Source organism: Kyrpidia tusciae DSM 2912, from assembly GCF_000092905.1.
Lineage (GTDB): Bacteria > Bacillota > Bacilli > Kyrpidiales > Kyrpidiaceae > Kyrpidia > Kyrpidia tusciae.
The window spans coordinates 3,024,138-3,044,243 of sequence record NC_014098.1; the positions used below are offsets into that span (position 1 = coordinate 3,024,138).

The following is a 20,106-nucleotide window of genomic DNA, read 5'->3' on the forward strand; positions in this document are numbered from 1 at the left end:
GTCCCCTCCTACGTCTCTGACGTCACGGATTCAGGTGAGATTTATGTGAGCAGTTGCGAGCCCCAATTCCAAGGCTGTTTTGATCCAAGCCCTCTTGGCGTCCTCCAGATTCGCAACGGCGTCCTCCGGAATCTCTCCGTCCGCCATGCAACCAGGCAGGAGCGGAACCTCGGCCAACCACCCGCCGCCCTCCTCATCTTCCAACGGGCAGAGACGGACTGCATACCGGAGTTGAAGGTAATATTCAAGATCTTTCATCGCTCGCCTCCTCTATGGTCTCGCGGCGGCACACCTCCGGGTAAGTCGAGTGCCGAAAACAGGCCCTGGTCATTTCGCACAATCTGGTGTAATTTTGATGTTAGACGTTATAGGTGGAGGAAATTTGACATGGAGAACGGCCAACTGACCTGGATCACGAATTTCATCTGGGGCATCGCCGACGACGTGTTGCGCGATCTGTACGTGCGCGGCAAGTACCGCGATGTCATTCTCCCGATGACCGTTATCCGCAGGCTGGATGCGGTGCTGGAGCCCACCAAGCAGGCGGTGCTCGAGATGAAGGCCTCCCTTGACAAGGCGGGCATCACGCACCAGGACGCCGCCCTTCGGATGGCGGCCGGACAGGCATTTTATAACACCTCGCCGTTCACCTTGCGCGACCTCAAGGCGCGTGCCAGCCGCCAGCAACTGGAGGCGGATTTTCGTGCCTACCTCGATGGCTTCTCGCCCAATGTGCAGGAGATCATCGACAACTTCGAGTTCCGCAACCAGATCCCCCGCCTGGCCAAAGCCGACGCCCTGGGGACCCTGATCGAGAAATTCCTCGACCCCTCGATCAATTTGAGCCCCCAGCCGGTCCTGGGCAGCGACGGCAGCGTGCGCCTACCGGGCCTCGATAACCACGCCATGGGCACCATTTTCGAGGAGCTGGTGCGCCGCTTCAACGAGGAGAACAACGAGGAGGCCGGTGAGCACTGGACGCCGCGGGACGCCGTGAGGCTGATGGCCCATCTGGTCTTCGAGCCGATCGCCGACCGGATCGAATCCGGCCCGTATCCTCTTTACGACGGCGCCTGCGGCACGGGCGGGATGCTCACGGTGGCCGAGGAAACCCTCCTGCAACTGGCGAAAGAACGCGGCAAACAGGTCTCGGTGCATCTTTTCGGACAGGAGATCAACGCCGAAACCTACGCCATCTGCAAAGCCGACCTTTTGCTCAAGGGCGAGGGCGATGCCGCCGACAACATCGTCGGCGGACCGGAGCATTCGACCCTATCCAACGACGCCTTCCCCGGCCGCACCTTCGACTTCATGCTCTCCAATCCGCCCTACGGGAAGAGTTGGAAGAGCGACCTGGAGCGCATGGGCGGCAAGGCCGGCATCAAGGATCCGCGATTCGTCGTGCAACACCGGGGCGAGGAGCTGTCGCTTATCACCCGCTCGAGCGACGGCCAGATGCTGTTTCTGGTGAACATGCTCTCCAAGATGAAGCACGACACCCCGCTCGGCAGTCGCATCGCCGAGGTGCACAACGGCTCGTCGCTGTTTACGGGGGACGCCGGCCAGGGCGAGAGCAACATCCGCCGCTGGATCATCGAGAACGACTGGCTCGAGGCGATCGTCGCCCTGCCGCTCAACATGTTCTACAACACCGGCATCGCCACCTACGTCTGGGTGCTCACGAACAGGAAGCCCGGGCACCGCAAAGGCCGCGTGCAGCTCATCGATGCCACCCAGTGGTACAAGCCCCTGCGCAAGAACCTGGGCAAGAAGAACTGTGAGCTGTCCGAAGAGGACATCCGTCGCGTCCTCGACACCTTCCTCAAATTTGAGGAGACCGAGCAGTCCAAGATCTTCCCCAACGCGGCCTTCGGCTACTGGAAGGTGACGGTGGAACGTCCCCTGCGCCTGAAAGGCATCGACCCCGAGCGCGCCTACACCGCCAAGGAGATCAAGGCGCTTCGGGAAACGGCCGAGCGGGCGGAGGACGCACCGCCGGTGATCAAAAAGATTCACAAACCCGGCACCGCGCCCGACCCGCTGCACGGTCTGTTTGAGGTTGTCATCGCCGGCAAGCCCCGGGTGGTGGAATATGAACCGGACACGGAGCTGCGCGACACGCGCTGTCTCTGCCAGCCCGGCATCGAGGACCTGGGCGGAAGGGCATCCGGCCAACTTGACGCGGGACCTCTACTTCGGGATCTATCAGACGCTGTGGAGCCCGGATGAGGCGGGTAAACGCCTCTTCGAGAAATTTCCGCGAGACTTCTTTGACCTCGTTATCATCGACGAGTGCCACCGTTCGGGTTTTGGGACCTGGCGGGAGATCCTCGATCACTTCGGCACCGCCATGCAACTCGGCATGACCGCCACGCCCAAACAGGACGAAAATGTGGACACCTACGCTTACTTCTGCGCTGAAGAACCCGAGGTTGCCATTGATGCGGACGACCCGGGCCGGGGCACCTGGAGGCCGCCAGCGTATCAATACAGCCTGGGCCAGGGCATCGAGGACGGCTTCCTGGCCACTTACAAGGTGCATCGTGTGCGAACGACTGTTGACGCGACTGGGTTGCATCTGAATGAAGCCGTAGAACAGGGAGCGGAGGTCTTTATCCCCGAAGATGTGGAGCCGCGCGAGGTCTACACCACGCCCCAGTTCGAAAGGGAGATCACCCTTCCGGACCGGACCCGGGAGATGGTGCGCCATCTGGCCGGGCTCTTTCGCCGCTTCGGGGCGATGGAAAAGACCATGGTCTTCTGTGTGGACATGGAGCATGCGCGGCTGGTCGCCCGTCTGCTTCAGGACGAATTCGGACCCGAGACCGGGCTCGACAACTACGCCGTCCCCATCATCTCTGAGGAAGGCGAAGAAGGTCGCCGTTGGCTGGAGGCCTTCGCCGACTCGGACAAACCTGCCCCGGTTGTGGCGACGACGGCGGAACTTCTCTCGACCGGTGTCGATGTCCCTTCGTGCCGCAATATCGTGTTCATGAAGACGCTGTCTTCGCCCATTCTGTTCAAGCAAATCATCGGACGCGGCAGTCGCCTGGATCCCGCCACAGACAAGCACTGGTTCCGCATTATCGACTACACGGGCGCGACCCGCCTCTTTGATGAATGGGATCGTCCTCCGCTGCCGCCGCCGGAGCCGCCTAATGGCCCACAGACTGCTGTCTTAGAGGGGGTAGTATTTCATGCCGACACAAACGACCTGATTGTCGGCGCACGAGTTAGCGTCCGAACCGGGCCCAACAGCCAGCGAGGCCCGATCCAGACCGACGAAAATGGCCGTTTCCGTTTTGACCGCCTTCCCGCCGGCAACCTCCAGCTCATGGTGAGCGCCAAGGGCTTTGTGAGCCGCACCATCGGCGTGGAAACGGTGACAGACCAGACGATTCGGGAAGCTGTTGGCCTCAAGCCGGCGAGGAAAAAGGGCGGAAAGATTCGGGTGGAAGGTCTCGAGGTGAGCATTGCCGATGAGGCGATATTCCTGATCGAGTCCACAGGCGAGCAGCTCACGTTCGAGCAATACCGCGACTACACCAAACGCCGCATTCTGCGGTCTGCCGACAGCCGCGCAGCCCTGCGAGACATCTGGGTGGATAGCGCCCGCCGCCGCGCTTTCCTGGAAGAGCTGCGCCGCTCCAGCATCCATCCCGAGGTGCTTGCCGAGGTGCTGGGTCAACCGGAGGCGGACGCTTTTGACCTGCTCAGCCACCTCGCTTTCGGCGGTCCCATTCATACCCGCAGTGAGCGGGCCGCCGCGTTCCGAAACCGTGAGCAAGCCTTCATTGCCGCTCACAAGGAAGATGCTCGCAAGGTCATCCTGGAGCTTCTCGACAAATACCGCATCGGCGGCATCGAGCAGCTTGAGCCGGAGATTTTCGGGGTCTCACCCTTCCGAGAGTGGGGCGGTGCCGCCAGGATCAGCGGGTGGTTCGGCGGTGCAGAGTTACTCGGTCAGTCTCTGAAGGAAATGCAAAAACGAATCTACGCTGAGGAGATAATAGCATGAACGGACCTCAAACCCGAGAATCCCTTGCCAACGAAATCTGGCGGGCCTGCGACATCCTGCGTCGCGACAACAACTGCGGCGGCGTCATGGAATACATCGAGCATCTGGCCTGGCTGCTCTTCCTGCGCTTCTTGGACGCCCAGGAAGAGGAGTGGGAGACTCAAGCGAAGCTTGCCGGCCGCCCCTACACCCGCATTCTGGATGGCGACCTGCGCTGGAGCGCGTGGGCTACGAAGGACTGGCCCGCTGATCGCTTGCTGGAGTTCGTCCACGGCCGGTTGATTCCCTACCTTCAGAGTCTGGGAGGTGATCCGCTGCGCGAGACGATCCGCAGCGTGTTCGCCGAGCGCAACGTTATTGTTTGCGCCTCGGGTTACAACCTCAAGGATGTCTTGACCATCATCAACGGCATCGACTTCCACAGTCAGGACGACATTTTCACCGTCTCCCAGGTGTACGAAGAGCTGCTCCGCCGTCTGGGCAGCGAGAACCGGCTGGCCGGCGAGTTCTACACGCCGAGACCGGTGGTGCGCTTTATGGTGGAGCTCGTCGCCCCCCAGATCGGCGAGACCGTTTACGACCCTGCCTGTGGCACTTGTGGTTTCCTGGCTCAGGCCTACCTCTTCATGATAAAATCCGAGCGTACCCTGGAAGACCACAAGACCCTGCAGGAAAAAACTTTCTTTGGCCAGGAGAAGAAGCCTTTGCCGGCCCTCCTGGGCCTCATGAACATGGTGCTTCACGGCGTGACCGCCCCCCGCGTGATGCGGCGCAATACCCTCGAGGAGAATATCCGCAACGTCACCGAGCGCTACGATGTGGTGCTCACCAATCCCCCATTCGGGGGCACAGAAGGCCGGCACATCCAGGCCAACTTCCCGGTGCAGGCCACGGCTACCGAGCTCCTCTTCCTCCAGCACATCATGAAGAAGCTCAAGCCCCGGGACGGCGCCCGCTGCGGGATGGTCGTGCCCGAAGGGACGCTCTTTCGGGGGGGCGCCTTCGCCGACGTCAAGCGTGTCCTCCTGGAGCAGTTCAATCTGCATACCGTGGTGAGCCTCCCGCCCGGCACCTTTGCGCCCTATTCCGATGTCAAGACAGCGCTCCTCTTCTTTGAGCGGCCCGGACCGACTACGGATATCTGGTATTACGAGCTGCCTCTCCCGGAGGGCTTGAAAAAGTTCAGCAAGGGAAGCCCCATCCAGGACGAGCACTTTGAAGAGGCGCGCCGGCTTTGGAAAGCATGGGACGCTTACCGCAAAGGCCAGGGGCCGCGCGATGCGTGCCTTTCCGAGCGTTCGTGGATTGTTCCTGCCGACGAGGTCAAGTCGCGCGGCTACGACCTCACCGCCCGCAACCCGAACCGCAAGGAGGCCGAGGCGCTTCCCTCGCCGGTGGAGATCGTGGCGGGTCTCCTTGAGCGCGAACGGGAGATCCTGAGCATCGTGGAGGAGCTGAACGAACTCCTCGGCAACAACAACGGGGAGGTGGCTGCCCATGACTGAGGGACCCTACAAACTCCCCGAAGGCTGGCGCTGGGTGCGGTTGGGGGAGGTGTGCCAATGTGAACGGCGGACGGTAGACCCTAGACGGTCCCCTAAGGCAACTTTTTACCTCTACAGCATTCCTGCTTACGACGAAAGTCAAAGACCCCAACGGCTGGACGGTAGCCAAATTGGCAGTAGCAAGGTCGTCATAGGACCGGGCGTGTGTCTTTTCTCGAAGCTCAACCCGCGTATTCCGCGCGCCTGGGTGGTTGCCGGAGTACCTCAAGATGGAATGCCGGTTGCATCAACCGAATTCATGCCCTTGCGGCCCAATCCTAACGTTCTAGATCTGGACTACCTTGGCAAGCTCCTAATGACAGAGTGGTTTGTCTCACAGGTACGATTAGATGTCACCGGAGCAACAGGAAGTCGGCAAAGGTTAAAACCCGGGGTAATCTTGAACGCCCTCATCCCCCTCCCACCCCTTGACGAGCAGGGGCGGATTGTGGCGCACCTGGAGGCGGTGCAAGAGAAGATCCGCGCCTTCAAATCCGCTCAGTCAGAGACGGACCAGGAATTGAGGCGCCTCGAGCAGTCCATGCTGGACAAGGCCTTCCGGGGGGAGCTATAGATGGAAGAGGAAGGCCGGAGGCTACAAGCCTTTCACTTTTCGGATCCGCGGCAGCAAGGGATCTATGAGGAACTGAGGGAGGTTGTTGGCCCCGGCCCGGCGGCGCTCTTCCGAGATGCTTGCTGGCTGATGGCCAATTCCCATCAGCTCGAGAGCACGGCGCACCTGGTGGCGCACTTGCTGCGCGAGCTCGAAAGCGCACTTCGTGAGGTCTTCCGACCCGTGGCCCAAAACGGTGCTGGGGACTTGGCGGGGTCGGCGTCCCAAAAAGAGGAAATCCTTGCGATCCTCCGCTCGTTAGGGATCCAGGAGGATGCACCTGAGGCGCGTGCCTGGTTCGAGCTTGCCGACAATCTCCACCGTCTCGCACATCGTCGCGGTCTCGATGCGCCACGGCCCCCGAGGGAGATAAGCGAGCTCTGGGATCAGAGCCAGGCTCTGCTCGATGTCCTGCTGCGATCCTTGCGCGAACACTTCCTCACCTGGATTAGGATGCTGGACGAGCTCTTGGCCAAACCTGTGCCCACCAAGGACGATCTCAAGCGACTCGCCCAGGAGATACCGAACAACGCAGTGACGCGCGGTTACTTCTTTGACCGCCTCGAAAACCCGGAGTGGCTTGAGCCACTTCGACAAAAGGGCTTCTTCCGGCATCCTCCGGCGTCGATCCGAGATGAGGAAGAAGGAACTATCCGGTTTCCGCCGTGGCCTGAGGCGCGGTACCTCGCCTGCATGGCGCTGCGCAAGCCGGAGCGCGTAGCCGAAATCATCCAGGAGATGCACGATACCGACAACGCCGCCGTGCTCTCGGACCTCCTGGACGCCCTGCTCGCCATGCCGCCCATTGTTTCAGCCCAGCTTGTGGAAAAGGCGGCGCAATGGGCGAAGCGTCCTTATTGGCTGCTGCCGGACAAACTAGGGCAGCTCATGGAGCATTGGGCGAAAGGTGGCCTGACTGAGGAAGCGCTGCGTGTGGCGCGCGTGCTGCTGGACGTCCTTCCGGACGAACGCCGCGTGGAGGCCGCGCCGGAAGAGGACTACCGGCTCCCGCCGGAGCCGCGGGCGCGCTTCGACACCTGGGATTACGAGGAGATTCTTAAGAAACACTATCCAGAAGTGGTAAGGGCGGCCGGTCTCCCCTCGCTGGAGCTGCTGTGCGATCTGTTGGACAGGGCCATTCGGCTTTCCCGACGCCGTGACGACGATCAGGGACCCGAGGACTACTCCGTGATCTGGCGGCCCGCTGTCGAGGACCATCTCCAGAACGACGGTCACACCATCAAGGATGCCCTCGTCACGGCGGTCCGCGACGCTGCGGAGCTCGTCGTGTTGTCCGGGCACGGGACTGTCGAAGAGGTCGTGAACGCCCTCGAGCGCAGACCCTGGAGAGTTTTCCGACGCATCGCGCTGCACGCCCTCCGGGTATTTCCTGACCAAGCGGAAGCGCTTGCGGCCGAGAGGCTGACTGACCGAGCGCTGTTCGAAGACGTCGGCCTGCAGCACGAGTACGTGCTGCTGCTGCGGGATTGTTTCCAGCGGTTAACGCACGAGGATCGAGCCACGATCCTAGAATGGATCGAGGTCGGCCCCGACGTGGAGAAGTTCAAGCAATGGCGAGAGGAGGCGACGGGTTCTCCGCCGTCCGATGACGCCGTTGCCCGCTACCGCGAAATCTGGCAGCGGGACTGGCTGGCCAGGATCAGGCCCGAGAACCTGCCGGGAGAGTGGCAGGAATGCTATCGAGAGCTTGTTGGGAAATACGGCGAGCCGGATCATGTCGAGTTCCCGGTGTACACGGAAGGCGGATGGGTGGGGCCGACGAGCCCCAAGTCAGCCGATGAGCTCAAAGCGATGTCCGTCCAGGAGATCGTGGAATTCCTCAAGACGTGGAGGCCTCCGGACAATGCTTTCCGCGAGCCGTCTCCGGAGGGGCTGGGCCGCGTGCTGTCATCCGTCGTCGCGCAAGATCCGGGACCTTTCGCAGTCGAGGCTAAACGCTTCCAGGGCCTGGACCCGACATACATCCGCGCTGTCCTGTCCGGCCTCCGGGACGCCTTGAAGCAAGGCGGAGCTTTCGATTGGGAGTCGGTTTTGGATCTCTGCGAATGGGCGCTGTCACAGCCGCGGGAGACCCCGGGCAGGCAGGTGGGAGAAGAAATGGAAGCCGACCCCGACTGGGGCTGGACACGCAAGGCGATCGCGGACTTACTCTCCGCCGGCTTTGACGATGGTCCGGGCAGCGTCCACATCTGCCTTCGCGTAAAGGTGTGGCATATTCTGAAACCACTGACCGAAGACCCCGAACCTACGCCGGAGCACGAGGAGCGTTACGGTGGCTCCAACATGGACCCGGCCACGCTCGCAATCAACACCACCCGGGGTGAGGCTATGCACGCCGTCGTCCGCTATGCCCTTTGGGTGCGGCGGCACATGGAAGGCCAAGCAGACGCCGAGGATCAGCCTCGCAGGGGCTTCGATGAGATGCCCGAGGTCCGGGAAGTGCTGGACGCCCATCTCGACGTGGCGCAAGAGCCGTCGCTCGCCATTCGCGCGGTCTACGGCCAGTGGTTCCCGTGGCTCGTCCTTTTGGATTCCGAGTGGGCACGTGACAGTGCAGCGAGAATCTTCCCAATTGGCCAAGGTGAAGAGGCGCTTCTCGAGACCGCGTGGAACACTTACGTAACATTCTGCAGCCCTTATGACAACATTTTGGACATTCTCCGCGAGCAATACCGCCATGCAGTGGAGCGGATAGGCTGCCGCCGCGACGACACCCGGTGGCTCGCTAACCCGGACGAGAGGCTTGCGGAGCACCTCATGGCGTTCTACTGGCGTGGCAAGCTCTCACTTGAGGACCCGTTGCTTACGGCCTTTTGGGAAAAGGCGCCAGACGGCCTTCGGGGTCACGCCATAGAGTTCGTAGGGCGGGCTTTGAAGCAAACGGAAGGGGATATTCCAGCAGAAATCCTGGATCGGCTCAAGCAGCTGTGGGAACTGCGTCTTGCCATCGCCAAGAAGGCACAACAGCCCTCCGATTTCGAGAAAGAAATGGCCGCCTTTGGCTGGTGGCTTGTGTCGGATAAGTTCGACGTAGCCTGGGCCATTGCGCAGCTTTCCGAATCGCTCCAACTCGTGCACAAGACGGACCTCTATCATCTGGTGCTGGAGCATCTTGCAAGGACTGTGGAAACCCATCCTGTGGAATCAGCTCAATGCCTGAGGATAATTGCCGAAGGGGACCGTGAAGGGTGGAACCTCTCTGCAGGCCGCGATCATTTCCGAAGGATTCTTGAGGTGGCACTGCGGAATCCCACCGCTGGGGAGGAGGCAGAGCGGATCATCCACTATCTTGGCAGCCGTGGATTTCTGGAGTTCCGGAATCTACTTGAAGGTGAGCGCCGTGGATAAGAACGAAGTCAACGAGGCTTTTGAGATCCTCCTTGAGGAGATCGAGGCCGTCGCCAATGCGCTGAACGAGGAAGGCGCGCAGGCCTTCCGTGCCGGCGATTATGACAAAGCCAATTCCGCCATTGAGGAAGCAACCCGGCTGGCTGAGTTTCGCGAAAAGGTCAAAGGGCTCCAGAAGGAATGGGTCGGACTTTTCGCGTCGGAGCCGCGCGCCCGAAAAGAAAAAGGCCGACGCAGATCCAGAGCCCGCCTGCCCCGCGGCTTGCGTACCCCGGAGGACGCCTTCCGGCGCCCCATAATGGAAACGCTGGTGGAACTGGGCGGCAGTGCGCCCATCGGCGAAGTCCTGAGCCGAGTCGAGCAGAAGATGAAAGGCGTCCTGAACGAGTACGACCGTGAGCCTCTGCCATCCGATCCGCGGGCCGTCCGCTGGCGGAACACCGCCCAATGGTGCCGAAACACGCTCGTTCGAGAAGGGTTGATGAAAGGCGACTCGCCTTACGGCATCTGGGAGATCTCTGAGCAGGGTCATAAATGGCTCACGAAGGAGGAGAACCAGTAGAGAACGCATGGATTGCGCATCCATGTGCTGGCCAACTACACGCCGGTGAAGAGCTACTATAAGCTCATCAAAACCATCGAGGACGACCCGGAATTCGACGTCAAAAAGGCGCAGAAGAAGCTGCGCCGCTTCGTCGAGGGGCACGAGCACGCCATTCGGCTCAAGGCCGAGATCATGGTGGACCATTTTCACGAGCAAGTGATTGCAAAGGGCAAGATCGGCGGCCGGGCGCGGGCCATGGTGGTGACCGGCAGCATCGAGCGGGCCATCCAGTACTTCCATGCTTTTCAGGCGTACCTTGCCGAGCGCAAAAGCCCCTATCGGGCGATTGTGGCCTTCTCGGGGGAGCACGAGTACGGCGGGCAACAGGTCACCGAGGCCAGCCTCAACGGTTTTCCCTCGAACCAGATCGCCGACAAGATCCGGGAGGACCCGTATCGGTTTTTGATCTGCGCCGACAAATTCCAGACCGGCTACGACGAGCCGCTATTGCACACGATGTACGTGGACAAGGTGCTCTCCGGGGTCAAGGCCGTGCAGACACTTTCGCGCCTCAACCGCGCCCATCCGCAGAAGCATGATACCTTCGTCCTCGATTTTGTCAACGACCCGGAGGCGATCCAAAAGGCCTTCGAGCCCTACTACCGGACGACCATCCTCGCGGACGAGACCGACCCGAACAAGCTGCACGACCTCAAGGCCGACCTGGACGGGTACCAGGTGTACGCGCCCGAAGAGGTGGATGAACTGGTACGGCTGTACCTGGACGGCGCCGACCGCGACCGTCTCGACCCGATCCTTGACGCCTGTGTGACCACCTACATGGAGCACCTCGACGAAGACGGTCAGGTCGACTTCAAAGGCAAGGCCAAGGCGTTTCTGCGAACGTATAATTTTCTGTCTTCGATCCTCCCCTACACCAACGCCGAGTGGGAGAAGCTATCGATTTTCCTCAACTTCCTGGTGCCCAAATTGCCGGCGCCGAAAGAGGAGGACCTTTCGAAGGGCATCCTCGAGGCGATCGACATGGACAGCTACCGGGTCGAGAAACAGGCGACCATGAGGATCGCGCTTGCCGATGCGGACGCCGAGATCGAACCGCTGCCCACGGTGGGCGGGGGACATAAGCCCGAACCGGAGCTGGACCGTCTCTCGAATATCATCAAGGCTTTTAACGATCAGTTCGGCAACATCCCCTGGACCGACGCCGATCGGGTCCGCAAACTCATCATCGAGGAGATTCCGGCACGTGTGGCGGCCGACACCGCCTACCAGAACGCACGCAAATATTCCGACAAACAGAACGCACGCATCGAGCACGACAAGGCGCTCGGTCGCGTCATGATCGCGCTGCTGCAGGATGACACCGAACTCTTTAAGCAGTTCAGCGACAACGAAGGGTTCCGGCGCTGGCTAACGGATACGGTGTTCGCATTGACCTACGGCGAACCTGGCAGCGCGAGGTAGCCAGGACCCAGACGAGGCCGTCCGGCGCCATCTCGCTTGGACGTTGTCTACGGGTAAGCGTCAAACGGGGCCGGTGGCTGTAGGCTTTTTGGGCATACCAAATAGACCCCACCCGACCCAAGTGATGGGGCCTGTTGGCAAGCGAGGATTGTGTCCGATACATGCACTTGTTTTCGAAAAATTCCAGGCGGTCTTTTCAGCTTTAAGAACAGGACGGTTTTGATATAATGTTGAATAAGGAAAGCAGGTGGGACTGTCAACGGCAAGTAAAGGATCGGCATATTGCAGATGTGAGGCGATTTCGATGAAGCGCGAGGATATTGAAAAAATTCTTAAAGAACAGAAGCCGTTTCTGGCTGAGAAGTTTTTTGTAAGCAGGATCGGTGTGTTTGGATCTTACGCCCGGGACCAACATACGGAGAACAGTGACATCGACATTTTGGTCGAGTTCATCAAACCGGTTGGATTTGAATTTTTTGATTTGAAGGAGTATCTGGAATCTGTATTCAACAAACCGGTTGATTTGGTAACGGTTCAGGCATTGAAGCCGATGATGAAGGATGACATTATTCGAGAGGTACAATTTCAATGAAAAACCGCAGTCTGCTCTATCTGAAAGATATATTGGACTCCATGAACAAGATTGCTGATTACACCAGAGGAGTCGATTATGACGCCTTTTTTCGTCATCCGATGATGGTGGATGCCGTTATTCGTAATCTGGAAGTGATTGGTGAAGCGTCAAAAAATGTTTCCGATGAAATACGCGGTAAATATCCGGAGATTCCATGGAAGAAGATGATTGGTCTAAGGAATATTCTTATTCATGAGTATTTCGGGATCGATGAAAGCATTGTTTGGGAAATTATTAAAACAAATCTGCCGGAAGTGAAGCCGTGGATTGAGAAGGCCATTCAGGAAATCGGAGAGATCACATAACAATCCCCCGCTGTCATCACGGGAGCTCTCCGAAGTTTGCGAGTCCAGAGGAAAGCAAAGAGGTGAAAGCGTGCTGTGGTCTGAAGTGAGGGGGTTATTCCCCGATCAATTCGTCTTGGTGTAAGAATTAATGAATAGTGAAATATGCGAAGTCGGTGTATCGAGTAGGAGGGGGCGGCTAGCCCCCGTCCTCTCACACCACCGGACATGCGGGTCCGCATCCGGCGGTTCATCAAGATTGACGAGGCCTTCGGTAACGTTCGGTTAAACTCATCAACCCTTGGGCCTGCCAGTAGACGTTGCCCAGGGCTCGATTCATCGGCCCATGGGCCATTCGCCACGGCCCTTTTCGGGCATTGGCGAATTGGTGTACCACCCACTCCGGCAGTCCCAGTGCACGCAGTTCACGATATCGCGTCCGGACCCGTTTCCACTGTTTCCAAAGACACATCCGCAGCCTCCGCCGTATCCACCCTTCGATTTCTTCGAACGTGCTCGGCGTTTCGGCCAGGGCAAAGTATCCGATCCAGCCGCCCAGATACGTGTTCAGCCGTCGGATTCGTTCCTCCATGGCGATCGGCGTGTTCCTCGCCGTGAGGGCTCGGATCTTTGCCTTGACCTCAAGTTTGACAGTACCCTTGATTTGATGCGGGTTCGTAGGCTCAAGTTTGTACCACACGCGCTTTAGCCCCGCATGCCTGCGGGGCCGGAAATCGTATTTGGCTGGCGATGCGTCTATTGTCTGGTGCTAGTCCATCTTCCGGACACGTTCAGATTCCGAAACCCAGATCGTCTTGGACGGCATTGGAATACCTAGGCTGGCAAGGATGCGCCTCACCCTCTCGCTGGCCCTGGTCACGCTCAGAAACTCTTTGTCCAGGAACGTCGCGTGCACAGCCTGCCACCGTCTCAATTCACGCACAATGGCTTCTCCGGTGTACCAGCGCTGGTCAAGTTCCGCTTGTTCCTGATCGCGCTCCTTCTCATCTTCGATGGCCCTCACCGCTTCGGCTTCCCGTTGCCATTGTCTGCGGTATAACACCTGCATCTCTTGTTCGAACAGATACGCCAACACACAGACAAAAATGTGGCCTCGCACCCGCTTCTCGTTCCAGTGATAAACAGGCCCCACATCGAGGAAGTTCTTGATCTGTCGAAACGCCCGCTCAATCCCCATCAGCGTTTTGTAAGACAACACCACGTCCCCGGCCGGGAAGGTCGTGTTCGTCCGAATCAAGAACTTCCCGTCCCGCAGAGCCTCCTTGGCAAGGGCCCCTTCGTCCCGAGCATACGTCAGTACACCGTCTTGGTAGTCCACGTGGAAAAACGCCTCGACCCCTTTTTCCGTCAACAGATCCGCCACCTTGAGCATGACGCCTTTATTCGTCGGCTTGCGCCCGCGCCTTGTCTGCATCAACTGCTCCGCCAAGGCCAGGAGTCCCGCCTCCGTCTCTGCCATCGCACTCTCCCGAAATGCGGCATCATGAGCCGCCTTCTCCGGGTTGTAGCACAGGATGTACCGTACGCCGTCCGACTTCTCGTCATCCTCCACACGGTTGCGAGGGACCTCGAGGTAATACAGATTGTCCTTGAGCTGAACATAATTCGTGAGATCCGCAAACTCCTCCAACAACCTGTCGCTCACGATTCGGCCGCGTTTATGAAACCCCACGATGTACGGAAACCCAGCCTCCGCCATCAAGGCCATGTTCTTTTCCGTGACCATCCCCCGGTCGCCCACGAACACGCACTGCTCGACGGAAAATTGTTCTTTCAGGCGCGTCAAGATGTCCGGCACGGTCTCCTTATCGGAGACGTTCCCCGCAAACACCTCATGGGTGATGGGAATGCCCTCTGGAGTCACCAGGAGTCCCAGTTCCACTTGCTCTAAGTCCGGACGATGGGTCCGCGAGTATCCGTGCTCTCCCAAGGGGCACTCATGCCCATACAGATGTGTACTGGTCAAATCATACAGGACCAAAGACAGTTTGAAATTGAGCAGGTCCGTCAACCGGCTGTACAACGCCCGCTCCAGCTGAGGTTTGATGTCCATGAGGTAATCCAGTGCCCGATAAAAATGCTGAAGCTGCCACGGTTCAGAACCTGCATCCGGCAGATACAGGTCATCCAGGGTCTGAAACAGATGGAGCTTGCTGGAGGGGTCAACCAGCCGATGAATGACCATCGCCTGCACATACCGTGCCACATCAAAAGTGACCTCTCGGTCCTTCAGCGCATGCCGGATGGCCTCCGACAGCCCGAGTTGATTCCACAAAAATTGAACCACATAGGGGACACCAAACTGCAGAACGCGATGGGTCTCCAGATCGTCAATCGAACCGGTCGTTCGGTGTTGTAGGAGTGACTCAAGTGTACGGATAATCTGCTCAATCTCCCGCTCGGAGTACTGACTGATGTTGCCGAGGCTCGCCACGCGGCGTTTTTTGACGGTCCCGCCTTCTCGATAGGACTCGACGATATGAAGGTATTTGTAGGTCTTACCATCGGGTTTCTTTGTGGATACAATCTGAGCGAACAACGGGGTCACCACCGTTGAGATTCATATCCACAGATATAGCATAAAAACTCGATAATATCGATATATACATCTAAAAAAGTTTGACCTACGTTTTCGGTCCGCACGTAGCCCTAACCCATGAAAAAACCGCGCAGCAGCGCGGAATTAGCATCCGGGTAAGGGCCCCAACTGTCAAACTTGAGTTCGAAGAAAAGCAACGAGAGACGGCGATCCGAAACAGCGTCAAACGTCTGGAGCGCTTCAGATACAAGGTAACACTGGAAGCCAGAACACCTGCATAGATTTACAATAGTATCCTCTTCTAAGAGTCTATTCCACCCGTTGGACTCTGTAGGGGCCTTTTTCTATGCCAATCTATGGATTTTCACGGTAGCGGTAACATAGCAGTCCTAATCGTGCCGCTCGAAAACTTACCGACTTAGCTTGTGCAACACATACTGGTTCAACGACACGCCCTCTTGACGTGCTTTCATAACAAGTTCTCGGTGCAAGTTCTTCGGAACTCTCACGACAAACTTACCACTGTATTCGTCGTCAGACTCCGGCTCCGGGATCGAATCGCCATGCTCGAGTTTCACTTCCAACCAGCCTTCCATGGCCTCCCGGATGTTCTGGAATGCCTCCTCCGGAGTTTTCCCGTCACTCATACAACCGTCCAGTTCCAGAACTTTGGCGAAGTAGTACAAACCATCACCATCGTCTCGCGGTTTAATCTGAATGGTGTATGGAAGATTCATGTAATACGAAACATCTTTGTTTGCCATTGTTCTCTGGCAAGGGCAGAATGGAGTTGAACGGACGAGGAGCCTGTCACTCCCCGATTCGCTTGATGATTTCCTCCACATACGCCGCCTTCAATGGGTTTTGTTCTTTCAGTGTGATGACATCGCCGTCTTGGTTTCTGAACTGCCGATGCGAACCTTTCGTCCGAACCAACTCGTATCCGTATTACCTCAGGACCTTGACGGCTTCATCGTATCTAATCCCGTTTGGGCGGCTCTTCATTTTTGGGACGATTTTCTCTACCCTTGCCATGCTCCACCTCCTGCATTTATAGTACTATATATGATACTATAGTGCAAGAGGATGGAGAAATTTTTTCCCGGAAAACCACCTGTCTACATAACGCCATCCTCACCGCTCCGTACCATCCAGCGGGCATACCTTTCCACCCCCACTATACCATGCCCAAAACCATGGTTGAGCGCCAAGATTGCGCCAGATTTGTCACTTTTCCCGACCTTCCTGGTTGTGTTACAGAAGGCGACAACCTGGAAGAAGCATTGAAGATGGCCTCTGAAGCGATGGCCCTCCACCTGTACGGCATGGAACAAGACGGGGATGAAATCCCGACTCCTTCCAATCCTGCTAAAGTACAGATCCCAGACGACACCAGCCCTGGTGCTTTCGTCACATTGATCCAGGCCCGTACTGAGCCAATCCACGACGAGATGCAGAAAAGGGCGGTCAAGAAAACATTGACCATTCCCAAGTGGCTGAACGACGCAGCCGAAAAGGAAGGGATCAACTTCTCGCAGGTTCTTCAATACGCCCTAAAGGAACAGCTTGGATTCATCGACAAACGCTCTTAACATGAAAGGGCCTGGAAAATATAGAGAGGAGTTTCCATAAAAATTGACGAAATATATAGCACCTTAACTAAGGAGGGGTGACGACCTGCCTTCACCAGCCACCTATGTAACTGTTCAACACCGACCCATTTTCATCTTGCTGCTGGTGCCGCCCCAGCGGCATGGGGGTCTACTTGGAGCAATGTTGCCCAAACTGGACGACTAAATTACTTTTTCGTTAAAACTTATCTCCCAATGGCCTTTCGGGAGATTGCCGTATGCATCATTTGTTTTCACTTCGCCCGCTTGATTTCTCGCAACTCGGTTTCCTGCTCAAGCGAGCGGAGGGCAAGTGATTCGATGATTTTGTCTTGGCGTTTCTGACCTTCTATGAGAGCAGAAATGTCCGTCTGCATGTCGCTGACTTTCTGATTGGTTGACGCAACGATGCCGATAACTTGGGTAATCATGTCGCCATGTTGTTTCTGTATGGATTCGACGTGCAGGAGGCGTTCGTCCATTATTGAAACCTTGGATTCAATCGAATCAAGTTTTTGCAGAATCAAGTCGAGTTTGTCAGGCATGGGTTATCTCCTCGTAACAGGTGAAGACGACGATACCCATCACCTATCACCATCCTCTCCATCCTGATTACATCTTCTTTGATAACGATTTGTACCAACTCCTAGATCCGTTGGATTTGTCAACAAATCTAAAGCATTCTGCAAAGTCATCGATTGTTTTCAGAACGCCCTTCAATACGGGTGGCGCCAGACTAGTCGACGCTGTCTCATAGTGACTCACCCAGTTACCAAGGAGCGCTGGTAGGTGAATCTTATCAAGAGCCTCCACCTGGGCGTCGTCGAGTACCAAATCACCGGCCTTTTTATGTAGGTGGACAGCAGCGTTAATAGCGTTCAGGCAGTTGGACACCATCTTCCTGTGGTCGTTCATCACGAAATCGAGCGGGACAGGAATCTGGACCTTGCTGATGATCTGAAGTAATTTGAACTCCAGATAATGGCGAATCAATGGCTTTGCCGCGTCAACTTGTCCAGCATTGAGTAAATGTATTGCAGTTTCCCGGAGACGGTTGGCATCCTGGCTTTGACTCATAACGGCTCCCGTCGGCGGCCATCCCTGTAGCTTCTGATGATACCAATCGGCGTTATTGCCCAGCTTATCAAAGTATTTTTCAAGCAAACTGTCGTGGCTGAGTATGATGAACTGTGGTCCATGCGGATTTCTTGGGTGCTGAAGACTGGATCGAATCACTTCCATGAGACTATACTGATTACCCGCATCGAAACTGGATGTCACGTCGTCAAGCACGACGAACCTGGCCAGACCCTTATGCTTTAATGCGGCGCTAAGAAAAACCGAAATTGCGAGAGCGTTACGATAGCTCTCCGACAGGAGGGCTTTAGCAGAAACCCCACTCTGGCCGTAGAAATCACTGAGTTGAAGGTGCAGATTTTGTCTTCGTTCATCTCGCTGAAGCTCCGGAACGATTTCGTTAATCTGTACGATCTGTCCGAACATAGATTTGTATTCAGCATCGATCGCTGAGATTTTTCGGCGTGACATATCGGCTTCCGCCTCTTCGAACACCGCCGCAGCGTTTTTTATAAACTGTTGCCAACGCTCCCTCATACGCAGCTTCGATTCCACCTTGGCTTGTTGAACGACTTTCTTACAATATTGGTGGAGTGCTTCGCGAAACTGGCGGCTGTATTCAACCTGCTCTGTCAATCTTACAAGTGATGGAGGCAGTTCCTTTTCCAGTTCGTCCTTCCGAGCCTTCGCTACGGCAAGTGCTTCGGTCCGTTTTTTCTCAAGATTATCCAATATGGCGATCGCGGCTTCGACGTCAGCAAGTGTTAATTCACCAGAAGAGGCCCTTTGTGAAAGTGAAGTCGTAATCTTCTCCTGCTCAGCAACTTCCAGTGTTTGAGCTCGCTCCAACGTTTGCAACCGTCTGACCCAAGTAGCTGAAAACCAGCTCGACCTTATGTCAGCAGCTTTGGCCGCAACGTGGCTATACTGATCAATCTGTCTTCTTACCAACTCACTAATCTCGATCTTTAGATCGCTTTCGCACAGTGGGCATTTATTAGGTTCTTCCCATTCGCCTCCATCAAGGAGAGCTTTTGCTGCTTCATATAACCTCTTAAACAGGTCGCCGCGTGTTGCTTTGAGAAGAGCATCTTTTTCCCGAAGCAACAGACATATAACCTCTTGTTCGGCCAAGGTAGAGACATGATCGGCCTGCCCCAACGACTCAAGCTCGACAATTTTTTGAATCGTATTCTCAAGCTCCCGACGCTTCTCACCACCTTCTGCCATCTTGATCGTCTCTTTGATTGCATCGAAATCGATCTGATTAAAATCTTTGCCTTCAACATGGTCTTTGATGAGTTCGATACCTGCAAGTACTTCGAGCACATCGGCAACACACTGTTCAATTTGCGACAAGTCCGTAAGCATTTTGCCCGTGAGTCCTTGGTAGGATGCCTCAAGACTTCGAGACACAGTCTGTACCGCATCCTTCGCATTTTGGACTTCGGTACGGAGGACGGTAATATCGAAGTCAGAGTTGAGTACACGAGTGTCACTCACTGCTTGAAGGGCTTGACGGAAATCCGAATAGCTCGACAAGCCAAGCAAAGCTGAGAAAGAACGGCCCCTCTCAAGTGGCACGCTGTCAATAAATCGATTGAAGGTCCGGTAATCGAGAAGCGTGAAGTCTGCGTCCAAATTCGCTAGGAGTCCTTGAGGATTCGGATGGCCGGAAGGACTCGTCACGATTCGGTTACCACTACTGTCGCGTTGAACCAGGATAGTGACAGGAGAAGCTTGATCGTCGGGCGTGAGTTCAATCTCAATGGTGGCCGTACCTTGGGAATGAAACATGTTGCAAATATAATCTTCCGGTTTCTCTTGGGCCTGAAATTCTTCCAGCCTGGGCACTTTTCCGCGGATAGCATAACTAAGAGCTTCAAATATAGAACTCTTGCCCACGCCGTTTGCCGCAAACACGGAATTCACTGCGTTCGTCCGAAATCGCACATCAAGGGGATTGGACTCGTTATTGATTCCCCGGAACCCCTCTATTTTGACGCGGGAGAGGAAATAGCGGGTCATGAACTCACCTCTTTCTCTGAAGAAGCAAGCAGTTCATCGAGGGACGATTTCACACTGACATTGAATTCAGATCGTACAGCACGACGGCGAGCATCGTCGATAACCCCTTTCAGCTTTGCTACGTGCGCCCGGAAGATAGCTTCCATTTCCGGGTCTTTGGAGGCCATATGGTCCAGAAAGGCTTCGAGATTCTCGTCAAAGCCCTTGGATTCGTCAAACCGAAATGCCGTCATATTGTGCATCCTCCTCCCCGTTCAAGATCTTACATGGAGTATTATGACGCTCCCAATCCCTTAGAGATCTATAAATTGCTGTTTCCGAAAAGTCGCTGTACATATAC

Annotated in this window: 18 protein-coding genes; 10 read left to right on the plus strand and 8 right to left on the minus strand. The window is 56.5% G+C overall.

Annotated elements, in window-relative coordinates; translation table 11 throughout:
* Nucleotides 1-30 precede the first annotated feature (30 nt).
* Nucleotides 31-258, minus strand: a complete 228-nt coding sequence (locus BTUS_RS14775; RefSeq protein WP_013076873.1) for a type II toxin-antitoxin system HicB family antitoxin — start codon at nt 256-258, stop codon at nt 31-33.
* 129 nt (nt 259-387) lie between these two features.
* Between BTUS_RS14775 and BTUS_RS14780 the strand changes: the two genes are divergently transcribed.
* The 9 genes from BTUS_RS14780 (at nt 388) to BTUS_RS14820 (ending at nt 12,512) form a co-directional block, all read left to right on the plus strand.
* Nucleotides 388-2,229 carry a type I restriction-modification system subunit M gene (locus BTUS_RS14780; RefSeq protein WP_013076874.1) on the plus strand — a complete coding sequence of 614 codons (1,842 nt, stop codon included), beginning with the start codon at nt 388-390 and terminating at the stop codon, nt 2,227-2,229.
* A complete protein-coding gene (locus BTUS_RS14785) occupies nt 2,177-4,018 on the plus strand; it encodes a type I restriction-modification enzyme R subunit C-terminal domain-containing protein (protein WP_218917973.1) in 1,842 nt (613 codons plus the stop codon). Before BTUS_RS14780 ends, BTUS_RS14785 begins: the two co-directional genes overlap by 53 nt.
* Complete coding sequence (locus BTUS_RS14790) at nt 4,015-5,523, plus strand: type I restriction-modification system subunit M (RefSeq protein ID WP_013076875.1); 1,509 nt, start codon at nt 4,015-4,017, stop codon at nt 5,521-5,523. Before BTUS_RS14785 ends, BTUS_RS14790 begins: the two co-directional genes overlap by 4 nt.
* Before the next feature lie 487 nt (nt 5,524-6,010).
* The gene (locus BTUS_RS19120; RefSeq protein ID WP_280990923.1) at nt 6,011-6,136 is read left to right on the plus strand and encodes a hypothetical protein; all 126 of its coding nucleotides are present in this window, start codon (nt 6,011-6,013) and stop codon (nt 6,134-6,136) included.
* Nucleotides 6,137-9,544, plus strand: coding sequence for a hypothetical protein (locus BTUS_RS14800; protein ID WP_013076877.1), 3,408 nt, complete (start codon nt 6,137-6,139; stop codon nt 9,542-9,544). It begins immediately after the preceding gene.
* A complete protein-coding gene (locus BTUS_RS14805) occupies nt 9,528-10,106 on the plus strand; it encodes a winged helix-turn-helix domain-containing protein (RefSeq protein WP_218917974.1) in 579 nt (192 codons plus the stop codon). The genes BTUS_RS14800 and BTUS_RS14805 overlap by 17 nt, the downstream gene beginning before the upstream one ends.
* 12 nt (nt 10,107-10,118) lie before the next feature.
* Nucleotides 10,119-11,573, plus strand: coding sequence for a type I restriction enzyme subunit R domain-containing protein (locus tag BTUS_RS14810; protein WP_218917975.1), 1,455 nt, complete (start codon nt 10,119-10,121; stop codon nt 11,571-11,573).
* A 304-nt stretch (nt 11,574-11,877) separates the two neighbouring features.
* Entirely contained in the window at nt 11,878-12,165 is a 288-nt protein-coding gene (locus BTUS_RS14815; RefSeq protein WP_013076879.1) for a nucleotidyltransferase family protein, read from the plus strand.
* The gene (locus BTUS_RS14820) at nt 12,162-12,512 is read left to right on the plus strand and encodes a HepT-like ribonuclease domain-containing protein (RefSeq protein ID WP_013076880.1); all 351 of its coding nucleotides are present in this window, start codon (nt 12,162-12,164) and stop codon (nt 12,510-12,512) included. Before BTUS_RS14815 ends, BTUS_RS14820 begins: the two co-directional genes overlap by 4 nt.
* 232 nt (nt 12,513-12,744) lie before the next feature.
* Here BTUS_RS14820 and BTUS_RS14825 read toward each other — a convergent pair whose 3' ends face one another.
* The 4 genes from BTUS_RS14825 to BTUS_RS19020 all read right to left on the minus strand — a co-directional run bounded on the left by BTUS_RS14825 (nt 12,745) and on the right by BTUS_RS19020 (nt 15,987).
* On the minus strand, nt 12,745-13,191 hold the full coding sequence (locus BTUS_RS14825) for a group II intron maturase-specific domain-containing protein (protein WP_245543333.1): 447 nt from the start codon (nt 13,189-13,191) through the stop codon (nt 12,745-12,747).
* Between the two features lie 69 nt (nt 13,192-13,260).
* The gene (locus BTUS_RS14830; RefSeq protein ID WP_245543422.1) at nt 13,261-15,060 is read right to left on the minus strand and encodes an IS1634 family transposase; all 1,800 of its coding nucleotides are present in this window, start codon (nt 15,058-15,060) and stop codon (nt 13,261-13,263) included.
* A gap of 401 nt (nt 15,061-15,461) precedes the next feature.
* Nucleotides 15,462-15,788: a type II toxin-antitoxin system HicB family antitoxin gene (locus tag BTUS_RS14835; protein WP_123809340.1), complete on the minus strand. Its 327-nt coding sequence runs from the start codon at nt 15,786-15,788 to the stop codon at nt 15,462-15,464.
* Between the two features lie 73 nt (nt 15,789-15,861).
* Nucleotides 15,862-15,987: a type II toxin-antitoxin system HicA family toxin gene (locus BTUS_RS19020; RefSeq protein ID WP_245543334.1), complete on the minus strand. Its 126-nt coding sequence runs from the start codon at nt 15,985-15,987 to the stop codon at nt 15,862-15,864.
* A gap of 248 nt (nt 15,988-16,235) precedes the next feature.
* Between BTUS_RS19020 and BTUS_RS14845 the strand changes: the two genes are divergently transcribed.
* Complete coding sequence (locus BTUS_RS14845) at nt 16,236-16,643, plus strand: type II toxin-antitoxin system HicB family antitoxin (RefSeq protein ID WP_013076883.1); 408 nt, start codon at nt 16,236-16,238, stop codon at nt 16,641-16,643.
* 272 nt (nt 16,644-16,915) lie between these two features.
* On the opposite strand, the gene BTUS_RS14850 is transcribed toward BTUS_RS14845, so the two are convergent.
* The 3 genes from BTUS_RS14850 to BTUS_RS14860 form a co-directional block, all read right to left on the minus strand.
* The gene (locus BTUS_RS14850) at nt 16,916-17,206 is read right to left on the minus strand and encodes a hypothetical protein (protein WP_013076884.1); all 291 of its coding nucleotides are present in this window, start codon (nt 17,204-17,206) and stop codon (nt 16,916-16,918) included.
* A gap of 67 nt (nt 17,207-17,273) precedes the next feature.
* A complete protein-coding gene (locus BTUS_RS14855) occupies nt 17,274-19,766 on the minus strand; it encodes an AAA family ATPase (protein ID WP_013076885.1) in 2,493 nt (830 codons plus the stop codon).
* Entirely contained in the window at nt 19,763-19,999 is a 237-nt protein-coding gene (locus tag BTUS_RS14860) for a hypothetical protein (RefSeq protein WP_013076886.1), read from the minus strand. The genes BTUS_RS14855 and BTUS_RS14860 overlap by 4 nt, the downstream gene beginning before the upstream one ends.
* Nucleotides 20,000-20,106 lie beyond the last annotated feature (107 nt).